General features: G+C 66.0%; 20 protein-coding genes. 15 read left to right on the forward strand and 5 right to left on the reverse strand.

Translation table 11 applies throughout. The annotated features are described in order from the left end of the window. The first annotated feature begins 111 nt into the window (after positions 1–111). The 3 genes from Q7J44_RS03200 (at position 112) to folD (ending at position 3,085) form a co-directional block, all read left to right on the forward strand. A complete protein-coding gene (locus tag Q7J44_RS03200) occupies positions 112–1,788 on the forward strand; it encodes a formate--tetrahydrofolate ligase (RefSeq protein WP_304876929.1) in 1,677 nt (558 codons plus the stop codon). A 90-nt stretch (positions 1,789–1,878) separates the two neighbouring features. Further along, complete coding sequence (locus Q7J44_RS03205; RefSeq protein ID WP_304876930.1) at positions 1,879–2,193, forward strand: chorismate mutase; 315 nt, start codon at positions 1,879–1,881, stop codon at positions 2,191–2,193. A gap of 1 nt (position 2,194) precedes the next feature. After that, positions 2,195–3,085, forward strand: coding sequence for a bifunctional methylenetetrahydrofolate dehydrogenase/methenyltetrahydrofolate cyclohydrolase FolD (gene folD / locus Q7J44_RS03210; RefSeq protein ID WP_304876932.1), 891 nt, complete (start codon positions 2,195–2,197; stop codon positions 3,083–3,085). Here the strand turns inward: folD and pdeM are convergent. Together pdeM and Q7J44_RS03220 are read right to left on the reverse strand one after the other, a co-directional pair. Next, entirely contained in the window at positions 3,082–3,738 is a 657-nt protein-coding gene (pdeM, locus tag Q7J44_RS03215; RefSeq protein WP_304876934.1) for a ligase-associated DNA damage response endonuclease PdeM, read from the reverse strand. The two genes, folD and pdeM, sit on opposite strands and share 4 nt — an antisense overlap. A 127-nt stretch (positions 3,739–3,865) precedes the next feature. Then, positions 3,866–6,259, reverse strand: a complete 2,394-nt coding sequence (locus Q7J44_RS03220) for a ligase-associated DNA damage response DEXH box helicase (RefSeq protein ID WP_304876936.1) — start codon at positions 6,257–6,259, stop codon at positions 3,866–3,868. Between the two features lie 98 nt (positions 6,260–6,357). On the opposite strand from Q7J44_RS03220, the gene Q7J44_RS03225 reads away from it, so the two are divergent. From Q7J44_RS03225 to Q7J44_RS03260, 8 genes are all read left to right on the forward strand, one after another. Further along, a complete protein-coding gene (locus Q7J44_RS03225) occupies positions 6,358–7,170 on the forward strand; it encodes a TIGR00282 family metallophosphoesterase (protein ID WP_304876937.1) in 813 nt (270 codons plus the stop codon). Beyond that, on the forward strand, positions 7,167–8,066 hold the full coding sequence (locus Q7J44_RS03230; RefSeq protein WP_304876939.1) for a DMT family transporter: 900 nt from the start codon (positions 7,167–7,169) through the stop codon (positions 8,064–8,066). The genes Q7J44_RS03225 and Q7J44_RS03230 overlap by 4 nt, the downstream gene beginning before the upstream one ends. A gap of 13 nt (positions 8,067–8,079) precedes the next feature. Further along, positions 8,080–9,858, forward strand: a complete 1,779-nt coding sequence (locus Q7J44_RS03235; RefSeq protein ID WP_304876941.1) for an SLC13 family permease — start codon at positions 8,080–8,082, stop codon at positions 9,856–9,858. Between the two features lie 11 nt (positions 9,859–9,869). Continuing rightward, positions 9,870–10,232 (forward strand): hypothetical protein, encoded by a 363-nt coding sequence (locus tag Q7J44_RS03240; RefSeq protein WP_304876943.1) that lies wholly within the window; start codon positions 9,870–9,872, stop codon positions 10,230–10,232. Between the two features lie 4 nt (positions 10,233–10,236). Beyond that, positions 10,237–11,595, forward strand: a complete 1,359-nt coding sequence (locus Q7J44_RS03245) for a phosphomannomutase (protein ID WP_304876945.1) — start codon at positions 10,237–10,239, stop codon at positions 11,593–11,595. A 69-nt stretch (positions 11,596–11,664) separates the two neighbouring features. Continuing rightward, positions 11,665–12,405 (forward strand): YebC/PmpR family DNA-binding transcriptional regulator, encoded by a 741-nt coding sequence (locus tag Q7J44_RS03250; RefSeq protein WP_304876947.1) that lies wholly within the window; start codon positions 11,665–11,667, stop codon positions 12,403–12,405. Between the two features lie 95 nt (positions 12,406–12,500). Further along, entirely contained in the window at positions 12,501–13,418 is a 918-nt protein-coding gene (locus Q7J44_RS03255) for a sulfotransferase (protein ID WP_304876949.1), read from the forward strand. Positions 13,419–13,620: 202 nt separating this feature from the next. After that, a complete protein-coding gene (locus Q7J44_RS03260) occupies positions 13,621–13,827 on the forward strand; it encodes a cold-shock protein (protein WP_101922075.1) in 207 nt (68 codons plus the stop codon). An 83-nt stretch (positions 13,828–13,910) separates the two neighbouring features. Here Q7J44_RS03260 and Q7J44_RS03265 read toward each other — a convergent pair whose 3' ends face one another. Next, the gene (locus Q7J44_RS03265) at positions 13,911–14,513 is read right to left on the reverse strand and encodes a LysE/ArgO family amino acid transporter (protein WP_304876951.1); all 603 of its coding nucleotides are present in this window, start codon (positions 14,511–14,513) and stop codon (positions 13,911–13,913) included. Between the two features lie 96 nt (positions 14,514–14,609). On the opposite strand from Q7J44_RS03265, the gene Q7J44_RS03270 reads away from it, so the two are divergent. Next, positions 14,610–15,497, forward strand: a complete 888-nt coding sequence (locus Q7J44_RS03270; protein ID WP_370692945.1) for a LysR family transcriptional regulator ArgP — start codon at positions 14,610–14,612, stop codon at positions 15,495–15,497. 40 nt (positions 15,498–15,537) lie between these two features. After that, positions 15,538–16,437 carry a DMT family transporter gene (locus tag Q7J44_RS03275; RefSeq protein WP_304876953.1) on the forward strand — a complete coding sequence of 300 codons (900 nt, stop codon included), beginning with the start codon at positions 15,538–15,540 and terminating at the stop codon, positions 16,435–16,437. Positions 16,438–16,645: 208 nt separating this feature from the next. Here Q7J44_RS03275 and glf read toward each other — a convergent pair whose 3' ends face one another. Continuing rightward, positions 16,646–17,755 carry a UDP-galactopyranose mutase gene (gene glf / locus Q7J44_RS03280; RefSeq protein WP_304876955.1) on the reverse strand — a complete coding sequence of 370 codons (1,110 nt, stop codon included), beginning with the start codon at positions 17,753–17,755 and terminating at the stop codon, positions 16,646–16,648. 157 nt (positions 17,756–17,912) lie between these two features. On the opposite strand from glf, the gene Q7J44_RS03285 reads away from it, so the two are divergent. Continuing rightward, positions 17,913–18,659, forward strand: a complete 747-nt coding sequence (locus Q7J44_RS03285; RefSeq protein ID WP_304876957.1) for a sulfotransferase — start codon at positions 17,913–17,915, stop codon at positions 18,657–18,659. Then, on the forward strand, positions 18,660–20,114 hold the full coding sequence (locus Q7J44_RS03290) for a glycosyltransferase (RefSeq protein WP_304876959.1): 1,455 nt from the start codon (positions 18,660–18,662) through the stop codon (positions 20,112–20,114). It abuts the gene before it with no gap. A gap of 45 nt (positions 20,115–20,159) precedes the next feature. On the opposite strand, the gene Q7J44_RS03295 is transcribed toward Q7J44_RS03290, so the two are convergent. Next, positions 20,160–24,218, reverse strand: coding sequence for a glycosyltransferase family 2 protein (locus tag Q7J44_RS03295; protein WP_304876961.1), 4,059 nt, complete (start codon positions 24,216–24,218; stop codon positions 20,160–20,162). Positions 24,219–24,272: the final 54 nt, after the last annotated feature.

A 24,272-nucleotide genomic window follows, 5' to 3' on the forward strand; every position in this document is an offset into this window, starting at 1 on the left:
GCCGATTTTTGCGGGTGACAGGTCGGAAATGCCTGTGTAACGGGCGGACAGGCGGCTAACACTGGGGGCAAGCGCCGCCAAAAGGCGCATCCTTGCCGTTGGGAGAGAGACATGGCCTTGGGTTCCGACATCGAAATCGCCCGCGCGGTGAAGAAACTGCCGATTCAGGCGATTGGCGCGCGGCTGGGGATACCGGAGGCGGATTTGCTGCCCTATGGCCATGACAAGGCCAAGGTGGGCCAAGGCTTTATCGCGGGCCTGCAGGGCCGCCCCGATGGCAAGCTGATTCTGGTCACCGCGATCAACCCCACCCCGGCGGGGGAGGGCAAGACCACCACCACGGTGGGTCTGGGTGACGGGCTGAACCGGATTGGCAAGCGCGCAGTGGTGTGCATCCGTGAGGCCAGCCTTGGCCCGAACTTCGGCATGAAGGGCGGGGCGGCGGGCGGCGGGATGGCGCAGGTGGTGCCGATGGAAGAAATGAACCTGCATTTCACCGGCGATTTCCACGCGATCACATCGGCCCATAATCTGCTGGCGGCGATGATCGACAACCATATCTACTGGGGCAATGCGCTGGACATCGACGCGCGCCGGATTGTCTGGCGCCGGGTGATGGACATGAACGACCGGGCGCTGCGCGATGTGGTCACCAGCCTTGGCGGCGTGTCGAACGGCTTTCCGCGCCAGACCGGGTTTGACATCACGGTCGCGTCCGAGGTGATGGCCATCCTGTGCCTTGCCCGCGATCTGGCTGATCTTGAACAGCGGCTGGGCGATATCGTGGTGGCCTATACGCGGGCGAAGGTGCCGGTGACGTGCCGGGATATCAAGGCCGATGGCGCGATGACCGTTTTGCTGAAGGATGCGATGCAGCCGAACCTTGTGCAGACGCTGGAGAACAACCCGGCCTTTGTGCATGGCGGGCCGTTCGCCAATATCGCCCACGGCTGCAATTCGGTGATTGCCACCACCACGGCGTTGAAGCTGGGCGAGTATGTGGTGACCGAGGCCGGGTTCGGCGCTGACCTTGGGGCCGAGAAGTTCTTTGATATCAAGTGCCGCAAGGCGGGGCTGAAGCCTGCGGCGGCGGTGATTGTGGCCACGGTGCGGGCGATGAAGATGAACGGCGGCGTGGCCAAGGCGGACCTTGGCACCGAGAACGTCGGGGCAGTGCGGGCGGGCTGCCCCAACCTTGGCCGCCACATCGGCAATGTGCAAGGCTTTGGCGTGCCGGTGGTGGTGGCGATCAACCACTTCACCACCGATACGCCCGCCGAGGTGCAGGCGGTGAAGGACTATGTGGCCGGGCTGGGGGCCGAGGCGATCTTGTGCAAGCACTGGGCACAAGGCTCTGCCGGGATTGAGGATCTGGCGCGCAAGGTGGTGGAACTCGCCGAAAGTGGTGTGGCCGATTTCGCGCCGCTCTATCCCGATGCGATGGGGCTGTTTGACAAGATCGAAACCGTGGCGCGGCGGATCTATCATGCCGAAGGGGTGGTGGCTGATGCCGGGGTGCGCGATCAGCTGAAGGTCTGGGAAGATGCGGGCCATGGGCATTTGCCGGTGTGCATCGCCAAGACCCAGTACAGCTTTACCACCGACCCCACGGTGCGCGGTGCGCCGGTCGGGCACAGCATTCCGCTGCGCGAGGTGCGGTTGTCGGCGGGGGCGGGTTTTGTGGTGGCAATCTGCGGCGAGATCATGACGATGCCCGGCCTGCCGCGCGTGCCATCGGCCGAGGTGATCCGGCTGAACGCGGATGGCGATGTCGAAGGGCTGTTCTGAGCGCGCCTTGAGGCAAAACCCCGCGTTGCCCTTTGGGGGCCCGCGCTTTATGTCGGAGCCATCTGGCTGATCTGAACGGGACACCTTGCGATGCGCACACCTGCCGAATGTGAAACCATGGTCCATATAAGGGCCGAGATTGACCGGCTGGATGACGATCTCGTCCGGCTGCTGGCGGAACGCGCGGGCTATATCGACCGCGCCGCCGAGATCAAGGCCGAGGTGGATCTGCCCGCGCGGATCGGGTCACGGGTCGAAGAGGTGGTGGCCAACGTGCGCCGCCACGCGATGACCTATGGTCTGCCGCCCGAGCTTGTGGAAAAGCTGTGGCGGCGGCTGATTGACTGGTCCATCGCGCGTGAGGAAAACCGCCTTGGCCCGGATTCGATGCGAAAGGAAGACTGAGATGACGGGGCACGTGATCGACGGCAAGGCGTTTGCGGCAGATGTGCGCGCCCGCGTGGCCGCCCATGTGGCGCGGCTGCGCGAGGAACACGGCGTAAAGCCGGGGCTGGCCGTGGTGCTGGTGGGGGCTGATCCCGCGTCTGAAGTCTATGTGCGCAACAAGGGCGTGCAGACGGTGGAGGCCGGGATGGCCAGCTTTGAGCACAAGCTGGCGGCAGACACGTCCGAGGCCGATCTGCTGGCGCTGGTGCGCGTGCTGAACGCGGACCCGGCGGTGCATGGCATTCTGGTGCAGCTGCCGCTGCCCGCGCATATGAATGCTGAACTGGTGATCAACACCATTGACCCGGCCAAGGATGTGGACGGATTCCACATCTCGAACGTCGGGCTGCTGGGCACCGGGCAAAAGGCGATGGTCCCCTGCACCCCGCTGGGCTGTCTGATGATGCTGCGCGCGCATCACGGGACGCTGGCGGGGATGACGGCGGTGGTGGTGGGCCGGTCCAACATTGTGGGCAAGCCGATGGCGCAGCTCTTGCTGGGCGACAGCTGCACGGTCACGATTGCGCATTCCCGCACCCGCGAACTGGCGGCGGTGTGCCGGGGGGCGGATATTCTGGTGGCCGCAGTCGGGCGGGCAGAGATGATCACCGGCGATATGATCAAGCCGGGGGCCACGGTGATCGACGTCGGCATCAACCGGGTGGAGCGGGATGGTAGGTCCCGGCTGGTCGGCGATGTCGATTTCGCGTCAGCCTCGGTGGTGGCAGGTGCAATCACCCCGGTGCCGGGCGGGGTGGGGCCGATGACCATCGCCTGCCTGCTGGCCAACACCCTGACCGCCTGCTGCCGCGCGCATGGCGTGGCAGAGCCGGAGGGGCTGACCGCCTAGGCCCGGCGCGGCATCGGCATGGCGCGGGCCACTGTGCCGCCGCACAGGATGGCCAGCGCCCCCGGCTGCATCAGCCGGGTCAGCGCGACGTCATGGGTCCACAGCCCGCCGGTATAGGTGCCAAAGGCGGGCAGGATCAGCCGGGTGCGGTCGGCGAGATAACAGCGCCAGACCTTGCCCGCCAGCCGCGCCTTGGGGTGGTAGTGGCCAGACACCTCACCCACCGCGCCGGGTTCGGCGATGTGGCGGAATACCAGGCCACCCAGATGCACCTCGGCCCTGTGGCTGCCGGCAATCTCCAGCGGGCCGGCGTCATGGTTGCCCGCAATCCAGATCCAGTCGCGCCCGGCGATCAGGCGGGTGAGCCACAGCCGGTCGGCCTCATCCAGCCCGTCCAGTGCGGCACTGTCATCGAAGCTGTCGCCCAGACAGATCACCGTTGACGCCCCCGTCGCCTCGATCTCCGCCTCCAGCCGCAACAGCGTCTCGCGCGTCTCATAGGGTGGCAACAGCGTGCCCGCCCGCCGCGCCATGCGCCCGGATTTGCCAAGGTGCAGGTCCGACACGCACAGAAGCTGCCGGTCGGGCCAGAACAGCGCGCCCGAGGGGCGGGCGATCAGGGGTTCACCGGCAAGGGTCAGGGAAAGGCTCATGCGCCCCGGCTTGCCCAAAGCGGGCAGGATTGGCAATCCCTCTGTGATTTGCACCTTTCTGAAATACTCCCGCCGGAGGCACCGTCGGACGCCTCCGGCGGGAGTATTTCAGAAAGGTGCAAAGCCTTTAAGCCAGCCCTGCGGCTTCCATCAGCCGCCGCGCCGCGTCTTCGGCCAGGCGTTCGCGGCCCGCGCCTTGCACCGGGATGCGGCCGGGTTCGAGGAACAGGGGTGCCGACAGCGGCGACAGGCGGGGCAGGCGGCGGGTCTCGATCCGGCCTGCAACGCGGGTCAGCAGGTCTTCGATGCGGGAAAAGTCGATGAGGCCGCGCATCGCCTCTTCGCGGGTGATCTGCAACAGCAGGTGGTCGGGGTCGTATTTGCGCAAGGTGTCATAGAGGATATCGGACGAAAACGTCGCCTGCCGCCCCGATTTGCGGCGACCCTGATGGCTGCGCTCGATCAACCCGGCGATGATGGCGCTGGCGCGGAAGGTGCGTTTCATCACGGCATTGCCCGCCAGCCAGGTCTCCAGCCCCTCTTGCAGGGCGTGCAGGTCGAACAGGGGGGCGGCGTCGGTGACGGCATCGATGCCCCAGATCAGTGTGGCGTAATCGGTGGCGACAAAGCCCAAAGGGGCAAGCCCCGCCTCTTCCATCGTCTTGGTCAGCAAGAGGCCAAGGGTCTGCTGCGCATTGCGACCGGCAAAGCCGTAGATCACCAGATGCTCGCGCCCGTCATGCGGGAAGCTTTCACACAGCAGGCTGCCCGCGTCGGGCAGGCGCGAGACCTCGCGTTGGAGGCTGAGCCACTGGGCGGTGTGGGCGGGCAGGTCGGGCCAGCCGGATTGGCCGAAGATGTCCAGAATCCGCTGGGTCAGCAGGGTGGAGGTGGCGAATTTTGTGCCGTTGAACACGGCGACCTTGGGGTCGCGGCCGGGTTGGTTCGTCACCTCGACAGTCATTTCGCGTAAGGTTTCATAGCGTACCACCTGCCCGCCGATGAGGAAGGTGTCGCCGGGGGTGAGGGTGGCGGCGAAGGCCTCTTCCACCTCGCCCAGCGGCGTGCCGCCGGAGCGGTTTTTCAGGCGGACCTTCAGGGTTTCGGTATCGATGATGGTGCCAAGGTTCTGGCGGATCACCGCTGCGGCGCGTGGGTCGCGCAGGTGCCATTTCTCGCCGGTCTGTTTCAGCCGCTGCCAGCGGTCATAGGCGCGCAGAGCGTAGCCGCCGGTGGCGACGAAATCGAGCGTGGCGTCAAAGGCGGGGCGGGTCAGCGCGGCGTAGGGGCCTGCGGTGAGGGTCTCGGCGTAAAGCTGGTCGGCGTCGAAGGCACCGGAACAGGCGGTGAGCAGGATGTGCTGGCACAGCACATCGCGCGGGCCGGGGCCGCGGGGTTCGCCATCCAGAGTGCCGTCGCGCACGGCATCGAGCGCGGCCTTGCATTCCACCACCTCAAAGCGGTTGGCGGGCAGCAGCAGCGCCTTTGACGGGGCGTTGTAGCGGTGGTTGGCGCGGCCGATGCGCTGGACAAGGCGCTTGACGTTTTTCGGCGCGCCGACCTGAATCACCAGATCGACATCCCCCCAGTCGATGCCAAGGTCGAGCGATCCGGTGCAGACGATGGCGCGCAATTGGCCTGCAACCATCGCCGCCTCCACCCGCTCGCGCTGTTCGCGCGACAGGCTGCCGTGGTGGATGCCGATGGGCAGGTCTTCGGTATTGGCGAGCCAGAGGTCGCGGAAGAACAGTTCGGCCTGCGCGCGGGTGTTGTGGAAGATCAGCGTGGTGCGGTGCTGCGCCACCTGTTCCAGAATGGCGGCCATGGCATAGCGCCCGCCGCCGCCTGCCCATGGCGGCGGGGTGTCGGTTTCCAGCATCTGAATATCAGGGGCCGGGCCGGGGTCGGCGAGCAGGATGCCGGTATTTGGGGCAAGGAAGCGCGCCAGTGCGGGCGGGTCTTCCACCGTGGCGGACAGGCCGACGCGACGCAAGGTTGGCGACAGGGTTTGCAGCCGCGCCAGAAGCAGCGTCATCTGGTCGCCGCGTTTCGATTCGGCGAGCGCGTGCAGTTCATCCAGAATCACCCGTTGCAGACCGGCGAAGATGCGCGGCGCGTCCTCATAAGACAGCAGCAGGGCGAGGGATTCCGGCGTGGTCAGCAGGATATGCGGCGGGTCGGCGCGCTGGCGGCGGCGCTGCGTATATGTGGTGTCGCCGGTGCGGTCCTCGACGCGGATCGGCAGGTTTGCGCCCTCGATCGGGGTACGCAGGTTGCGGCGGATGTCGGCGGCGAGGGCTTTGAGAGGGGAGATATAGAGGGTGTGCAGGCCCTTTGATGGTGCCTCGGTCAGCTCGGCAAGGGTGGGCAGGAAGCCTGCGAGTGTTTTGCCGCCCCCCGTGGGGGCGATCAGCAGGGTGGCGGGATCGGGCGCTCGCGCCAACATGTCCCACTGATGCGGGTGCAGGGTCCAGCCCTTTGCGGTGAACCAGTCTGACAGCGCGGGGGGGAGGGTGTTCATGCCCGCAAGGTAGCCGGGTGGCGCCCCGCGTCAACCGGGCGCGGGGGACGCTGCGATTTTGCTTGAAGGGCCGTGCTGCGGGGCTTAACCCGTGAGGCATGCGAATGCTTTTCCTGGGCGATGTGATGGGCCGGACCGGGCGCGCGGCGATTGCCGAGCGGTTGCCGGGGCTGCGGCTGGAATGGAACCTCGATTTCGTCGTGGTGAACGGCGAAAACGCGTCTTCGGGCGCGGGGCTGACGCCGGAGCATGCGAAGATCTTGCTTGGCGCCGGGGCAGATTGCCTGACGCTGGGCGACCACTCCTTCGACCAGAAGGACATGCTGTCGTTTATCGAGCAGGAGCCGCGGATCATCCGCCCGATCAATTTCAGCAAGGTGGCACCGGGCAAGGGCTGGCGCGTGTTCACCGCGACCCAAGGCCGCAAGGTTCTGGTGGCGCAGGTGCTGGGGCAGGTGTTCATGAAGCGCCCGTTTGACGACCCGTTTTCGGCGATTGAGCAGGTGCTGAAATCGCATCCGATGGGCGGCTTGGTGCAGGCGGCGATTGTGGATGTGCATGCCGAAGCCACATCCGAGAAGATGGCGATGGGGCATTGGTGCGACGGACAGGCAAGCCTTGTGGTCGGCACGCATACGCATGTGCCGACCGGGGACGCGCAGATCTTGGCCGGGGGCACCGGCTACCAAACCGATGCCGGGATGTGCGGTGACTATAATTCCGTCATCGGGATGGAGAAGCTGGAGCCGTTGCGCCGGTTCATCACCGGCATGCCGAAGGCACGGTTTGAACCTGCGGGCGGGCCGGCCACGCTGTCGGGCGTGTTCGTGGAAACTGATGACCGCACCGGCATGGCTTTGCGCGTGCGGATGATCCGGGTTGGCGGGCGGCTGGAAGAGGCGCGTCCTTGAGCGACCACCGGCTGTTTGCCCTTGTGCTGATGGCGTTGGGCCTTGGCTGGGGGCTGACGCAGCCGTTGGGGAAATTGGCGACCAGCACCGGCCATCAGCCGTTTGGCCTGATCTTCTGGCAGTTGGTGATCTGTACGCTTGTGCTGGGGGCGCTGTCGCTGGCGCGTGGTAAGGGCGTGGTGTTCAGCCGGCAGGCGCTGATCTTTGCGCTGGTGGTGGCGGTGCTGGGCACGCTGGTGCCCAATGCGACATTTTACACCAGCGTTCAGCATCTGCCGTCCGGCATCATGTCGATATTGATCTCGGCGGTGCCGATGATCTCGTTTCCCATCGCGCTGGCGCTGGGGATGGACCGGTTTTCGCTGCGGCGGATTGCCGGGCTGGGGCTGGGGCTGATCGGGGTGGCGATGATTGCGGCCCCGGGGGCGGGGCTGCCGGGGCATCTGCTGGTGTTCCTGCCGCTGGCGCTGGTCGGCCCGCTGTTCTACGCGATGGAGGCGAATTACGTCGCCCGCACCGGCACCGGCGGTATGGATGCGGTGCAGGCGATGTTCATGGCGTCTCTGGTCGGGATGATCCTGTGCCTGCCGGTCACCCTGGCGACCGGGCAATGGATTGACCCGCGCGGGGCGTGGGGCGTGGCGGAGTGGGGGCTGATCGGGTCCAGCGTCGTTCATGCGCTGTGCTATGCGGGCTATGTCTGGCTGGCCGCGCGTGCGGGGGCGGTTTTTACGGCACAATGCTCGTATCTGGTCACCGGGGCGGGGGTTGTCTGGGCGATGCTGCTGCTGGGGGAACGGTTGCCGCCTTTGGCATGGGTGGCGCTTGTGGTGATGCTGTCGGGCGTGGCATTGGTACGGCCAAGGGCTGCGGCACATGCCGCACAGGGGGATTGATGCCGGAGCCATCATGTTAGGGATCGAGCTGGATCAGGCGGTACAGGCCGCTGTTGCACTGGCAATACTGGTGGGCATGTTCGCGCTGTTCATGCGCGAAACCTATCCGGTAGAGGTCACCGCCATCGGCGCGGCCTGTCTGATGCTGGTGCTGGGCATTCTGCCGCAGGCGGCTGCGGTGAATGCACTTTCAAATGCGGCACCCTGGACGATTGCGGCGATGTTCATCATTGCGGGCGGGCTGGTGCGGACCGGGGCGCTGGACACGGCCACCCAATATGCGCTGCGCTATGTGAAGACGCATCCGAAGTCGTCGCTGGTGGTGATTGCGCTGGGCGTGATTGCGATGTCGGCGTTCATGAACAACACGCCGATTGTGGTGGTGATGATCCCGGTGTTCATGCAGATCGCGCGGCAGCTGTCGCTGTCGCCGTCCAAGCTGATGATTCCGCTGTCGTATCTGGCGATCATGGGTGGGACGATCACGCTGATCGGCACCTCGACCAACATCGTGGTCGATGGTGTCGCGCGCGAGCGGGGGCTGGAGCCGTTCGGGATTTTCGAGATCACACCCTTGGGCATTGCGGCATCATTGGTAGGGCTGACTTACCTCGCGCTGTTCACCAAGCGGTTGCTGCCGGACCGCGACAGCATGGCGATGATGCTGACCGACCGCAGCCGGATGAAGTTCTTCACCGAAGTGGCGGTGCCCGAAGACAGCCCGATCATCGGCCAAAAGGTGGATGAGGTCGGCCTGTTCAAGCGCGACAACATGCGGGTGGTCGATGTGCTGCGCGGCGATGCATCCTTGCGCCGCCAGCTGGCCGAGGTGGAGCTGGCGGGCGGCGACCGCGTGGTGCTGCGTACCCCGATGTCAGAGGTGCTGGCGCTGCAGGAAAGCAAAGAGCTGCGGATGGTGGACAAGCTGTCCTCGGTCCAGACCTCGACGGTCGAAGTGCTGATCACGCCGGGTTGTGCGATGGTGGGGCGGTCCTTGGGCAGCCTGCGGTTGCGGCGGCGCTACGGGGTCTACCCCTTGGCGGTGCACCGCAAGAACCAGAACATCGGGCGGCAGCTGGATGATCTGGTGGTGCAGGTCGGCGATACCCTGCTGCTGGAAGGCGCGCCCGCCGATATTCAGCGGCTGGCGGTGGATATGGATGTGGTCAACATCTCGGAACCGTCGGACCGGGCCTACCGGCGCACCAAGGCCCCGATTGTGGTGCTGGTGCTGGCGGCGGTGGTTGGCTTGTCGGCGCTGAACGTGGCCCCGATTCTGATGCTGGCGATGATCGGGGTGGGCGTGGTGCTGGTGACCCGCTGCATTGATGCCGATGAGGCGTTCGGCTTTGTCGATGGCCGGTTGATGGCCTTGATCTTTGCCATGCTGGCGGTGGGGGCCGGGCTGGAACATTCGGGCGCAGTGCAGCTGATTGTCGATCTGGTGGCCCCGTTCATGCAGGGGTTGCCGCCGTTTGTGCTGATCTTTGTGGTCTATGCGCTGACCTCTGTCCTGACCGAAATTGTGTCGAACAATGCGGTGGCGGTGATCCTGACGCCGATTGTGATTGGCCTTGCGGCGCAGATCGGGGTTGATCCGCGGCCCTTTGTGGTGGCAGTGATGTTCGGGGCCTCGGCCTCATTCGCGACGCCGATCGGGTATCAGACCAACACGCTGGTTTACGGTCCTGGCGGCTATCGGTTCAGTGATTTTCTGCGGATCGGTGTGCCGCTTAATCTGGTGATGATGGTCGCAATCTCTGCCCTGATTCCGTTGTTCTTTCCGTTCTGAAGGGAAACCCTATGCGTAAGTTTCTGCTGTGTCTGGCCCTTGCAGGCTGTGTGTCCGGGGTGCCGGGCACGCCGGTGCCGCAAGCGGCGCGGCTGTCGGCGCAGGTGCTGACGCTGACCCTGTCGGATGGCACGATATGCCGTGCCAACTGGGTGCAGGCCCCGGTGGGCCGGATGGATACCTGCGGGCCGGGCTATGGCTATGCGGTGCGGGTGATCGACAACCCCAACATCCTGCGCCAGATCTGGACCGAGCTGACCACGGCGCTGGGCGCCGATGGGGCTGTGGCCCCTCTGGCCGAGGTGGTCATCGAGGGTCCCGCCGGGACACGCCGGGTGTTTTCATCCCCCCCGCCGGTGGAGATGGGGGACTGACGCCATGGCCCCGAAGTTTGGCACAAGCGGGTTGCGCGGGCTGGTGACAGAGCTGACAGATGATCTGGTGGCCGGTTACACCCGCAGCTTTCTGGCGATGTGCCCGGTGGGCAGCGGCTTGTGGGTGGGGCGCGACCTGCGCGACAGTTCCCCCCGGCTGGCCGAAGTGGTGATTGCGGCGGCGCGCGGCGAAGGCGTGGCGGTGACAGATTGCGGGGCGGTGCCCACACCCGCGCTGGCGATGGCGTCGATGGCGGCAAGGGCGGCGGCGGTGATGGTGACGGGCAGCCACATTCCGGCAGATCGCAACGGGCTGAAATTCTATGTGCCGGGCGGCGAGATCACCAAGGCGGATGAGGCGGCGATTCTGGCTGGTCTGGGCCGAAAGGCGGCGGATCTGACGGCGGTGCGGCGCAGCACGTTTGACCTTAGCGGCGAATGGGCGGCGCGCTATCGCGGCGCGTTTGGCCGCTGTCTGGATGGCATGAAGGTCGGGGTCTGGGCGCATTCGGCGGTCAGCCGTGAGGGGCTGGTCGCCTGTCTGGAGGCTTTGGGCGCAAGGGTGGCGGTGCTGGGGCAGTCAGACGTGTTCGTGCCGGTGGATACCGAAGCGGTGCCGGCAGAGGTGCGGGCGCGGTTTGTAGATTGGGCCGCGGGGCTGGACGCGATTGTCTCGACCGATGGCGATGGCGACCGGCCTTTGGTGGCCGATGCCACCGGGCGGATTGTGCCGGGCGATGTGCTGGGCCAGATCACCGCGGCGCTGGTGGGGGCGGACACGGTGGTGACGACGGTGTCGGCCAACACCGGCGTCGATCTGTCGGGGCGGATTGCGCGGGTGCTGCGCACGCGCATCGGGTCGCCCTTTGTGATCGCCGCGATGGAAAGCGCCGGGGGCCGTGTGGTGGGCTATGAGCCGAATGGCGGGTTTTTGCTGGGGTTTGAAGCGCAGGGCCCTGAGGGGCCGTTGCCGCGCCTGATGACGCGCGACAGTTTGCTGCCGATTGTGGCCGCGTTGATTGAGGCCAAGCGCGCCGGGTCGCTCGCCGCGCGGGTGGCGATGGAACCGGGCCGCTTTACCGTGACCGACCGGCTGGAAGGGATTGCGGCGGATGCGTCGGCTGCCTTGCTGGCGAGGCTGGGGGCGGGCGGGCTGGCGGCGTTTCTGGCACCCTTGGGCGCGGTTGCGTCGGTTGACCGCACCGATGGGCTGCGCGCCACGCTGCAGGGCGGGGCCATCGTGCATCTGCGCCCGTCCGGCAATGCGCCGGAGTTCCGGGTCTATGCCGAGGCCGAGACCTTCGCAGCGGCAGAGGCGTTGATGGCGCTTGCCTTTGCACAGGTGCGGGACGCGCTGGCCTGAGCCTTGCAGCGGGCAGGCGGGCTGGTGTAAGGGAACCCAACACGCAAAAGACGGGTAGGAGTACGGGTCATGGCTGGCCATTCAAAATGGGCAAACATCCAGCATCGCAAGGGCAAGCAGGACAAGCTGCGGTCCAAGATGTTTTCCAAGCTGGCGAAGGAAATCACCGTCGCCGCCAAGATGGGCTTGCCCGACCCCGAGATGAACCCGCGCCTGCGGCTGGCGGTGAAAGCCGCGAAATCGGTGTCGATGCCCAAGGATGTGATCGACCGCGCGATCAAGAAATCCCAGATGGGCGACGGGGCGGATTACACAGAAATCCGCTATGAAGGCTACGGCGTCAACGGCATTGCCATCATCGTCGAGACGATGACCGACAACGTGAATCGCACCGCCAGCAATGTGCGGTCGTACTTCAGCAAGGCCGGCGGCAATCTGGGCACCACCGGATCGGTCGCGCACAGCTTTGACCGGGTGGGCGAGATTTCCTATCCGGCCAGCGTGGGCGATGCCGATACGGTGATGATGGCGGCGCTGGAGGCCGGGGCCGATGATGTTGACTCGGATGAGGATGGCCACTGGATCTATTGCTCGGTTGAAGCGCTGAACGAAGTGTCGGACGCTTTGGAAAAGGCGCTTGGCGAGTCGACGGAATCGAAACTGATCTGGAAACCGCAGACCCTGACCGAGGTGGATCTGGACACCGCGCAAAAGCTGATGCGGCTGATCGATCTGCTGGAAGAAGATGATGACGTGCAGACGGTGACGCACAATTTCGACATCCCCGAGGATGTGGCGGCGCAGTTGTAAGCGGCACCCCTGCGGGCACTAGTCGCTGGCGATGATGGCCGCAAGGCCGCAAGAGCCCCGGCTGGGGCAGGTGCAGTGTGAGTAAAGGCTGGGTAATGCGGTTTTCGTTTTTCAAAAAGCCGGTCGATCCCCCGGGGCCGGTGTTTCTGCTCGGGGTCGGCGCGCAGAAGGCGGCGACCACCTGGCTGTACCGTTACCTGCGCGATCACCCCGACTGTGCGATGGGGCCGATCAAGGAACAGTCGGTGTTCCAGTCCTATTACCAGCCGGAGCGTTTTCGCCTGTCAGAGGTGGTGAAGATCGACCGGCTGCGCGAGCATCTGGCGGCATCATCGCGGGCGTTCCACAAGGGCGAGGCCGCCGCCGACCCCGCCGAGCTGCTGTCGCTGCTGGACAATCTGGCGATGAACCATGACATCGACCGCTATTGGGCCGCGTTTCAGAAGCTGCGGGCCGCGCGTCCGCAGGCCCGCCTGCTGGGCGACATCACGCCGGAATACTCCGGCCTGACGGCAGAAAACTTCGCCGACATCCGCCGACGCATGGTGGCCGAAGGCTATGTCCCGCGCGTGATCTTCCTGATGCGTGACCCGATCGAGCGCTGCTTTTCCATGCTGCGCATGGCCGACCGCAATGCGACGGAAGCTGGCAGCACCGTCACCCGCCCGGCGCATGAGCGGTTTGAGGCCGGGGCGAAAAGCGACTGGTGCCAGATGTACACCCGCTATGACCGTACGATGACGGCGCTGGAGGCGGCCTTTGCGCCGGAAGAAATCTTCTACGGTTTTTATGAAACCTTCCTGACGCTGGATGAACTGGGCCGCGCCTGCGCCTTTCTGGGAATTGACCGCGCGCATCCGAACTTTGACCGCCGCGTCAACTGGTCCCCGCGCGAGAGGGATCTGGAGCCGGGCGCGCTGCAATCGGTGCGCGCGTTCTATGACGACACCTATACGGCCTGCAAACAGCGGTTCGGGGCGGATTTCATCGCCGGGATCTGGCGATACAGCTGACCATCCGCGCCTGTCGGTGAAGCGGGTTTCGGCTTTCTTTTGAGCCGCCCCTTGCAATCTGAGGGGAGATGACGCACCTTAGTCAGGCAAAGTTTCTTCTCTGTCTGTCTTCTGTCTGCTTCGGCCCACAGTCACACGATCTGGACGACTCTGGGCCGGGCCATCACATGTTGTGGATGGCAATACTACAGGAGATCTCACGATGGCTAATGGCACCGTGAAATGGTTTAACGCAACCAAAGGCTTCGGCTTTATCGCGCCAGAAGGCGGCCAGAAAGACGTGTTCGTGCACATCACCGCGCTGGAACGCGCTGGTATCCGTGCACTGAACGATGGTCAGGCTGTGACTTTCGATCTGGAGCGTGACCGCAATGGTCGCGAATCGGCGACCAACCTGGCTCTGGCCTGATTTATCAGGTCTGATCCATCGGTCAGACATTCTGAAGCGGGGGTGGCGCAGGCTGCCCCCGTTTTGCATTTCGGGGGCCTGTGTCAGGCCCCGGCGATCAGCGCGGCGGCGATGATCCACATGGTGGTGCCCACGATCAGCTCCAGCCAGACCCAGGCTTTGGGGTTGGCAAACAGCGGGGCCAGCAGGCGCGCGCCAAAGCCAAGGCTGGCAAAGAACACAAAGCTGCCAGCAATGGCACCGGCCCCAAAGACCCATTGCGCGGGCGCGTATTGCGCCGAAATCGCCCCCAGCAGCACCACCGTATCCAGATAGACATGCGGGTTGGCCCATGTCAGCACCAGCACCATGGCGATAGTGCGCCCAAGGCTGGAACCATTGCCCGGCGCGGGACGCAAAGCCTCTCCGCCGCGCAGGGCGGCGCGAAAGCGCAAAGCCCCATAGACAATCAGGAACACCGCCCCAGCATACAGCATCGCCGTGGTGATCCATGGCGCAAGCGCGGCCAGTGTGCCGAACCCCGCCACCCCGGCGGCAATCAGCACCGCATCCGACAGCGCGCAGGCCAGCACCACCGGCAGCACATGTTCGCGCCGCAATCCCTGCCGCAGCACAAAGGCGTTCTGCGCCCCGATGGCGGCAATCAGCGACAGGGCGGTGAAAAATCCGGGAACGGCGGGGGTCATGCGGGCGGGCCTTGTGGATGCGGTGAGAGACGTTGGCTTGACATAGCGCCCGCCATGCCGATCAATCCAGTTCATGTTTCTGATGCAGGATAAGCTGTGCTGATCTTCGATCCCTTGCAACTCGGGGCTTTGGCGGCGGTTCACCGGCGCGGCTCATTTGACCTTGCCGCTGCCGATCTGGGCGTCACGCAATCGGCGGTGTCGCAGCGCATCCGCGCGCTGGAAGACCGGGCCGGCGTGCTGCTGATACGGCGCGGCAGCCCCAGTGCGGCGACCGCCGCCGGTCTGCGGCTGATCCGCCATTTTGACGAGGTGGTGCTGCTGGAAGGGCTGGTGGCGGGCGAGCTGCCGGGGGTGCAGACCGGCGCTGTCACCCTGCGCATCGCTGTGAATGCGGACAGTCTGGCCACCTGGGTGATGCCCGCGCTGGCACAGGTGCCCGATGTGTTGTTCGATCTGGTGATCGATGATCAGGATTTCAGCCAGGACTGGCTCCGGCGCGGTGAGGTGGTGGCGGCGGTGACCAGCCACGCCGGGCCGTTGCAGGGCTGTGACACGCTGCCACTGGGCGCGCTGCGCTATATCGCCACCGCCAGCCCCGGGTATATGGCGCAATGGTTTGCCGGGGGGGTGACGGCGCAGACCCTTGCCCGCGCCCCGGCGCTGACGTTTTCCGACAAGGACAGGTTGCAGGCGCAATGGGTGGCGGCACGCGGGCTGGGGCTGCGGTCGGGGTTTCCCAGCCACCGGATCGCATCGACGCAAGGCTTTGTCGACGCCTGCCTGCACGGCCTTGGCTGGGGGCTGAACCCCGAACCGCTGGTGGCGGGCCATCTGGCGGCGGGGCGGCTGGTGGAGCTGGTGCCGGGGGCACCCTTCGATGTGGCGCTGCACTGGCAGTTCGCGCGGCTGACGGCAGCGGCGATCCGGCCGCTGACAGGGGCGATGCGTGGGGCGGCGGCGCAGATGTTACGGTTACAATAACCCGCTTGTCCTTGGCGGCGGCGCGCCACAGGGTGCGGCCATGACCACCACCCGCGCCGACCAAACCAACCCGCTGCATGCCGTCCTGTGGATGCTGGCCTCTGGCCTGTGTTTCGTGGGCGTGACCGGCATCGTGCGGTATCTGGGCACCGATCTGCCTGCCGTGCAATCGGCCTTTGTCCGCTTTGCCTGGGGGGTGGTGTTCCTGCTGCCGGCGCTGATCGGGGTGCTGCGCCGTGGCCTGCCGGGCCTGTATCTGCGGCTGCATCTGGGGCGGGGCGTGGTGCATGTGGCGGCGGTGGTGTGCTGGTTCTACGCGATGGCCCGCATCCCGGTGGCCGAGGTGACGGCGATCGGCTATCTGAACCCGGTACTGCTGACGCTTGGCACGGTGGTGTTCTTTGGCGAGCGGCTGTCGGTGCCGCGCGTGCTGGCGATTGCGGTCGCGCTTGTGGGCGCGCTGATCGTGCTGCGCCCCGGCCTGCGGGAGGTGACAGACGGCCACATCGCCCAGATCTTTGCAGCGGTGTTTTTCGCCGGGTCTTATCTCTTTGCCAAGCGGTTGTCAGCCGTGGCCAGCGCCGGGCAGATTGTGGCCATGCTGTCGCTGGTGGTGACGGTGGCGCTGGCCCCGCTGGCCTGGTGGGTCTGGGTGCCGGTCAGCCCGTCACAGATCGCCTGGCTGGCGGTGGTGGCGGCTTGCGCGACGGGCGGGCACTATTGCATGAGCCGCGCCTTCGCCGCCGCCCCGATAGCCGTGTCGCAGCCGGTGGTGTTCCTGCAACTGATCTGGGCCGCCCTGCTGGGCTGGGTCGCCTTTGGCGAGGCGGTCGACCTCTTTGTGCTGCTGGGAGGGGCGGTGATCGTGGGCTCGGTCAGCTATATCACCTTCACCGAAGCGCGGCAGCGCCGTCGCGGCGTGGTGCCCGAGGTGCTTTAGGCCCCGTCGCAGAGGGGGGCCAGCCCCCCGCCTTCGGCTCCCCCCGGAGTATTTGTAAAAGCTGCAAAGCAAAGAGCGCAGTCCTTGCGATTGCAGCTTTTACAAATACTCCCGCGCGGCGCGCATCCCCGAGGAGACGCGCGGCACGCGCGCGACGAGATAAAAAGCCTGCGCGCATCGCGCGCTCCATATCTTCACTGCTGAGGCGTCAGCGGCGGCTGGCCAGAAAGGCGCGGGCGGTGTTCAGGGCTTCGCGGATGGTGACATCCATGTCGAGATAGCGATAGGTGCCAAGCCGACCGACAAAGGTGACGTTGGGCTCGGCGCGGGCAAGGGCCTCATACTCGGCCAGCAGGCTTTGTTCGGCGCTGAGGCGGATCGGGTAATAGGGAATGTCATCCGGCCCGGCGGCGCGGGCGTATTCGCGGTAGCACACGGTGCCTTCATGGCTTTCCCACGGCGCGAAATGCTTGTGTTCGGTGATCCGGGTAAAGGGCACATCCGGGTCGGGGTAGTTCATCACCGCACAGCCCTGATGGTCGCCGGTGTCGGTGAACCGCTCAAAATCCAGCGTGCGGTAGCCCAGCCGCCCGAGGCGGAAGCCGAAATAGCCATCCAGCGCGCCGGACCAGAAAATGTGGTCGGCACTGGCGGCCATGCGGGCATTGTAGGGCGTGTTCAGCCGGGTGGAGATCAGCGGGTGATCCAGCAGGCGGGCGACCAGATCGGTGTAGCCCTGTTGCGGAATGCCCTGAAAGCGGTGGCTGAAATAGTTGTCATCGTAGTTGAACCGCATTGGCAGCCGCTTCAGGATCGACGCTGGCAGCGCGCGGGGCGACAGGCCCCATTGCTTTTCGGTATAGCCTTTGAAGAAGGCCTCGTAGATCTCCGGCCCCACCATCTGCAGCGCCTGTTCTTCGAAATTGGCGGCGGGGGTGTCGGTGGGCGGCGTCGCGCGGCTGGCGATGAAGTCGCGCGCCTGCGCCGGGCGCAGGGTCTGGCCGAAGAACTGGTTGATGGTGTGCAGGTTGATCGGCATCGAATAGACCGCGCCGCGCGTGGTGGATTTCACCTGATTGCGGTAGGGCATGAAGGTTGCCCGGCTGCTGACATAGTCCCACACCTCGGCATCGTCGGTGTGAAAGATATGCGGGCCGTAGCGGTGGACCATGACGCCGGTGTCAGGGCACCGCTCGGTATGGCAGTTGCCGGCGATGTGGTCGCGGCTGTCGATCACGGTGCTGGCCAGCCCCGCCCCGGCCAGTTCGCGCGCGATCACTGCGCCGGAAAACCCGGCCCCGACAATCAGACTGGCCATGTACCGCCCCCGCTTTGCACCTGCTTTGTGTTTAAACGGCGTGGCGCTTTGGCACAACCTGCGGTTTCGTGTTGCGCAGGCCCTTGCCCTGTGCGGTGTGATGGTGAAATTTGGGCGAAACCACGTGCGGCAGACGCGGACGACAGGGCAGGGCAGGATGGCAGACGCAGATCAGGACGCGAACCGGCGGTTCATCATCGTGGGCCTGCCGCGCAGTGGCACCACCTATCTGATGACCCTGCTGAACGCGCATAGCGCTGTGACCTGCTCGGGCGAGCTGTTCAACCCCTACAGTGTGATTGAGACCGCCGAGCCGGATTATGACCCCAGGCTGCGATACAAACGCGACTGGGGGCCGCGATTTTTCATGAAGCAGTTCTTTGAGCGGCATGAAGAAGGGCCGTGGCAGCGGATCGGGTTCAAGCTGATGCTGGGGCACAACATCCGGGTGCTGAGCCAGCTGCCCGATCTGGAGCAGACCCGGATCATCTATGTTCACCGCGAAAACCGGCTGGCGCAGGTCGCCTCCTATCTGAAGGCGCTGCAGACCCAAAACTGGGCGCAGACCCAGCGCTCAAAGGAGATGACCCGGAAGATCGTTGCCAGCCCCGAGGAGATCAGCCATCAGTGGCATGAATATGCGACGATGGACTTTCTGTTTGCGGCCTGGCTGGAGACCTTGAAAAACCCCCAGATCACAGTGGAGTATTGCGAGTTGTTCAGGCCGGAGTTCAACGCGCGGATCTGCGGGTTTCTGGGGCTGGAGCCTGACCCTGCGATGAAATCGCCGCTGGTCAAGCAAGGGGCCAACCGGGTGCTGGACCGCTTTGCCGAACCCGACCCGATCGAGTATTACATGCGATATCTTGGCCGCGCGCACTGGCTGGAAGATGAACTGGTCTGAATGAAAATCCTGTATGTGAATTGGGTCGATTATCTGGACCCGGAAGGCCGGGGCGGCGGGGTGTCGCTGTATCAGCGCAATCTGATGCGGGCGCTGGCGGCGGTGCCGGGGGTAGAGGCCAGTTTCATCGCCTGCGGCACATCCTACGATCCGCTGCGCCCGCGCCCGCGATGGGAACGGATGCGCCATGGCCCGCAGGAGGCACGGGACCGGCGGTTTGATCTGGTCAACTCCGGCACGCTGGCCCCGGGGCATGCGTCGTTCGGGCAGGCCGCACAGATCAGCCATCCGGCGACCGAGGCGGTGTTTTTCGACTTTCTGGCGCGGACCGGCCCCTATGATGTGGTGCATTTCAACAATCTGGAAGGCGTGCCGGTCGATCTGCTGCGCCTGAAAGAGCGGTTTCCGGCCACAAGGCTGGTGCTGAGCCTGCACAACTATTACCCGTTCTGCCCGCAAGTGAATTTCTGGCAGGACGAGGCGCGTAACTGCACCGATGATGAAGAGGGCACCCGCTGTGCCACCTGCCTGCCGCACCGCTGGAATGCGGGGCAGATCCGCGCCGGGCACGGGCTGGCCTACCGGCTGAAATCGGCGGGGGTCTCGCCTGACAGCCGGGCGTTTCGCCAGACTTTCCGGGTGATCTTTGGGCTGGGCCGGCGGCTGGGGCGGCTGCAGGGCCTGTGGCAACGGCGGGCCGTTGCGGCGGGGGCTGAGACGGCGGGTGCGGGGTTTGTACAGCGCCGGGCGGCGATGGTAGGCCAGATCAACGCGCAGTGCGATCTGGTGCTGTGCGTGTCAGACCGGGTGCGCCAGATTGCGCTGCGTCAGGGCATCAGCGCTGACAAGGCCGTGACCAGCTATATCGGCACGGTGGAGGCGCAGGGATTTGCCAACGCCCCGCCGCGCGGGCCGATCCTGCGGGCCGATGGCACGGTAAAGCTGGCCTATTTCGGCTATATGCGGCGCGACAAGGGGTTCTACTTCCTGCTCGACGCGCTGGAGGCGCTGCCCGATGCCGTGCTGGCACGGCTGCATCTGCTGGTGGGCGCCCGGCGGGGTGAGGCGGATGTGATGGCGCGGCTGGCGGCTCTGGCCCCCCGGCTGGCGGGGTTCCAGCATCAGGACGGCTATGGGCACGCCGATCTGGACCGGCTGCTGGCCGATGTCGGCCTTGGCCTGCTGCCGGTGATGTGGGAGGACAACCTGCCACAGGTGGCGATCGAGCTGCATGCACGGCGCATCCCCTTGCTGTGCAGCGATCTGGGCGGCGCGCAGGAGCTGGGAAACAGCCCGGATTTCGTGTTCCGCGCGGGCGATGTGTCCGGTTTTGCCGACCGGATCGGGGCGATCCTGTCCGGCGCGGTGGGGCCGGAGGACTATTGGCAAAGTGCCATGGTGCCAGAGACGATGGGGCCGCATGTCGACCGCCTGCTGGCGCTGTATCGCGGTTAGGGCGTGTTGCGTTTATTTGACGTCCCTCATCAACCGCGACACGCTTTAGGGGGCGGGCGGTTTGCCGGTGCTCAGGATAGAGTGAACGAATGGGCTGTCGGTCCAGCGCACCGACAGGGCGGGGTCGAATATGGTCTCACGCCCCTCGCTGATCAGCGTCAGGTATTTACGGTATTCCTCTGCATTGTTGAAATGCTGGCCGCGCGCCACCTCGGCCACCGCTTTGGCGCGGAAGGCGGCGGTATATTTGAAATGGCCAAACAGCAGGGCGCGCGGGGAAAGCCGGGTTTCGGCCACATAGTGCAACCCGTCTGACAGGCGCATCCACGGCTGATAGCGCAGCAGCGCGATTTTCTGGGCCACGAACAGTTCGGGGCGTGAGCCGGGCAGCAGGCGGTGGCGGGTGGCGGACGTAAAGGTCGGCGCATCTGAAAACGGGCCGCGCCCCAGCGCGGTGGTCCGGAACGGCGCGCGGTCGATGAAGGGCGCGGCGGTGAAGGGGGGCTGATCGGTGAAGTCGGTGGCTGAGAGCGGGCCTTGCGGATACATGTCGAGCATGAAGATACGGGCGGCGTCATAGTCGGTGAAATCAGGGCCTGCGAGCAGGGCGGGCAGGCTGCCGGTAGCATCGGCGGTCCATGTCAGAAACTCGTCTGCATCGGCCACCATGGACCAGAGGCCCGTGCGTTGGGCCAGCAGCGCCTGTTGCCAGAGCACGCCGTAATGCGATTGGCTATAGTCCGAGTCGACCGCGAGCAGCGCCACATCGGGTTGTTCGGCAAGGTGCTCCAACGTGCCGTCGTCCGACCCGTTGTCGGCGATCAGAAAGCTGTCGACGCCAAGGTTTCGGTAATGCGCCAGAAAATGCGGCAGCATGGCGATTTCATTGCGCACACAGGCGACCACCGCCACCGGGGCCTTGCGGGCAAGGTCAAACCGCACGGCGGGCGAGATCAGGTCAAGCGCGTGGGATTGCGCGCCAAGCCGGGCCGGGATCAGCGTAGGCCAGATCTTGTCGGTCGCGGGGCGGCGGGTTTTCGCGGTGCGGGTGGCCAGATCCTGCAGATCATGCCCGTCCAGATGGGCAAGTTTGACGCCCGACCCGGCAAAGGGCAGGCAGGTGTTTTCCCATTTTGGCACCGGCAGGCCCCCGGCCCGCGCGCGGCGCAGCACATGGACGCGGTAGTCATCGCCGGAGACGCGGATGCCGGACAGGGCCAGCAAATCACCCACCAGCTTATCCTCCATGAACGACGCCTGAACAAGGCGCTGACCCTCTGCCGTGGCGGCGTTTGCCAGCAGGGCGGTGATGGCTGCGGGGCTGAGCAGATAGCCCGAGCCGCCATCGGCGTAGGTGGAGGGTTCGGGCGATTTGTCCAGATCATGCCGGCCCCGCAATGTGGTTGATTTGCCCATGTGCCAGCTGCGGTCCATCTGCCCACGCGCGCGCGCCAGCGGGCGACCGTAGTAATCGGCCTTCAGGCCGGACAGGCTGAAGAAGTATTCCTCAACATCCAGAAAGCAGTCGTCATCCACCTTCAGCATCCGGCGGCCGGGGAAGTGCTGGTGCACATGGGTGATGGCGGCAAGGGTCTTCTGCGGCAGGCCTTCATAATCATCGGGGGCGGTCAGGGGGATGACATCGGCGACCTGCGATCCGCCCGCGCCGCCCACAACCACGATATAGGGAATGCCAAGCCGCGAAAGGTCGGCCAGCCAGCCCAGACGCATGGCGGGGAAGCGCGTGGCAAGGTTGGGGTGGCAGGACATCACCACGACGACGGTGTTGAACAGCGCGGTCGCGGCATCGGGCGGGGGGGTGGCGGGCCCTGTGGGCGATGCGGGCAGGTTCAGGGCGGCATTGACCAGTGGGCCAAGCGTGGGGTCGGCGCGCACCGCCTGCAGTCCCGGTGTTGCGGCGGGGGAGATCAGGGCGCGGGGCGTGATCTGCGCCGTCGTGACCATCTGGCGCAAGGCGGTCAGCACCCGGCTGACCGCCCCGGCGTCATCGCGCAGGGCGCGGATCAGGCCAAGGCTGACCGCCAGCCCGACATGCGCGGCAGCCTCGCCCGACAGGGCCAGTGCATCGGCCAGCACAGCCTCCAGCCGCGCAAGGCGCTGGGGCGGGGCCATCGTGGGCCAGTCGGTGATCAGGTCAAAGGCGGTCTGGCCGGTATGGCGTTCCAGCGCCTCGAACGGGGCAGGGCGGGGGGCGCGACCGGTTGAGGGCTGGCTGCGGGCGATCGCAGAGCGGACGTCGAAATTTGGGTCATCGGTGGCACCGGGCCGGAACAGGTCGCGCAGATGCAGGTCCGGGTGCCAGGGCGCGCTGCTTCGCAGATCGGCGGCGGGATGCAGGCACAGCGCGGCAGAGGCCACCCCCTGAACGTTCAGGGCGTGCAGTGTGGACAGGGACGATGCGCTGTGTGCGGGGTCGGTCAGGCTGGCAAAGGCGCGCCCGGCGGTCAGCAGGCCGGGGGCAAAGGCCGACAGAGTGTTGGTATCGGCGGCAGAGGGCAGGAGCGACCAGAACCGGGGCGACAGGCCATAGGCGCTCAGCGCGGTCTGTTCCAGCGTGGCGCGCAGGTCGGGCGGCAGGCGGGGCAATTGTGACAGCAGGGCAAGCAGGCCATCCATCAACCCATGGCAGGGGGTGCGGCCCCAGGGGTCTTTGGCCTGCGCGCTCAGCAGGGCGCAGAAGGCCGCGATGATGGCATGGCGCTGCGCGTCCGGCAGGGGCAGCGCGCCGGGCGGGGCCACAGCGCGGGCGATCCAGCCGAGGGCAGTGCTGGCCAGCCAGCCGCCATGGCGGCTGGCCAGCAGGTGCATCCGGTGGATGACCTGATCATAGTCGCCCTCCAGCAGCTGGAACGGCAGCCGCAGCGAGACATAGCCCACATCATCACTGGCGCGGACCGGGGGCAGACCGCGCGCGCAGATGGCGTCGTAGAGCAGGTCAAAGGCGTTGTGATCGCAAAAGCTGGGGCAGAGGGTCAGCGCAAGATGCTCGGTGTCGGTGCTGTCCGTTGCGGGCAGGGCGCGGTCGAGCCAGTCGGCGAGGGCCGCACGGTCGGGGCTGGTGGCAAGCAGGCGCGACAGGTCGGCGGTGAGGTCGGCGAGCGGCGGCGCGGGAATGGCTGTGGGTGCGGGCACTGCGGGCGTGGCACCGATGGCCGTGGTCAGAAAGCCTGACAGACCGAAGCGGGCGGCGGCGGTGACAAGGGCGGTCTGCACCTGCGGGTCAAGGTCGGGCCAGATGCCGGAATGGCAGGTATGCTCGATGGCTTGCAGCGCGGCGATGTCGTCGTTGGCGATGGCCCCGTTGCGGGTCTGGCGCAGCAGCCGGTCGGCGAGGCCGGCGCGGTCGATGCGCAGGGGCGGGCAGGCGCGGCCCGTTGTCAGGTCAATCACCGGCAGTTCGGCAGTGGCACCCGGGGCGGTGTCCAGCCAGATCCGCCCCGGCACCAGAACGGCGGCGATGCCTTCGGGCAGGGCAAAGGTGTTGGGCACCGATGTGGGGGCCTGTGTGGCGGGGCTCAGGGCGACCGGACCTGCAGATCCGGGCAGGATCACGCCATGGCGCGGCGCGGTCTGGCCGCGCGGCAGGCGCTCGGCCAGTTCCATCCGGTCGGTCAGCACAAGGCCGCTGGCGGGTGTCAGCCCATCCCACAGCCGGTCAAAGCTGTGGTCCCGCGTCTCGATGGTTTCCCACGGCACCGCCCCTTCGGCGGCACACAGGGTGATCTGGCACAGCTGCGGATAGCCGCGCCGCAGCAAAAACCGTGCCGCGCGGTCAAAGCGGGGCAGGCGGGAAAAGCGGCCCAGCCCTTCGCCGTCCAGATCGACGCCAACGCCGTGGGCGTCGAAGGACAGTGCCACGGTGAAGCGGCGTTTGGGAAAGGTCAGCGCGATATGCTCTTCGCGGTGCCAGCCCACGTGGTCCTGCCGGTTGATCACGGCAAGCCCGTCGAGCAGGCGCAGCGACAGGTGAAAGGCGATCTGCCCCTGCCCTGCGGTGTAGAAGTTCAGGTTGGCATGCGGGGCCCAGTCCGGGTCGATCTGGCAGCGGAAGGTAGCGCCGTTTGCTGTGCGGAACGGGATCATCTGGGGCCTGTCTGCGGATACTGGTACGGGTACAGGTCTGTTATGCGGTGGCGG

The organism is Pseudotabrizicola sp. (assembly GCF_030656345.1).
GTDB lineage: Bacteria > Pseudomonadota > Alphaproteobacteria > Rhodobacterales > Rhodobacteraceae > Pseudotabrizicola.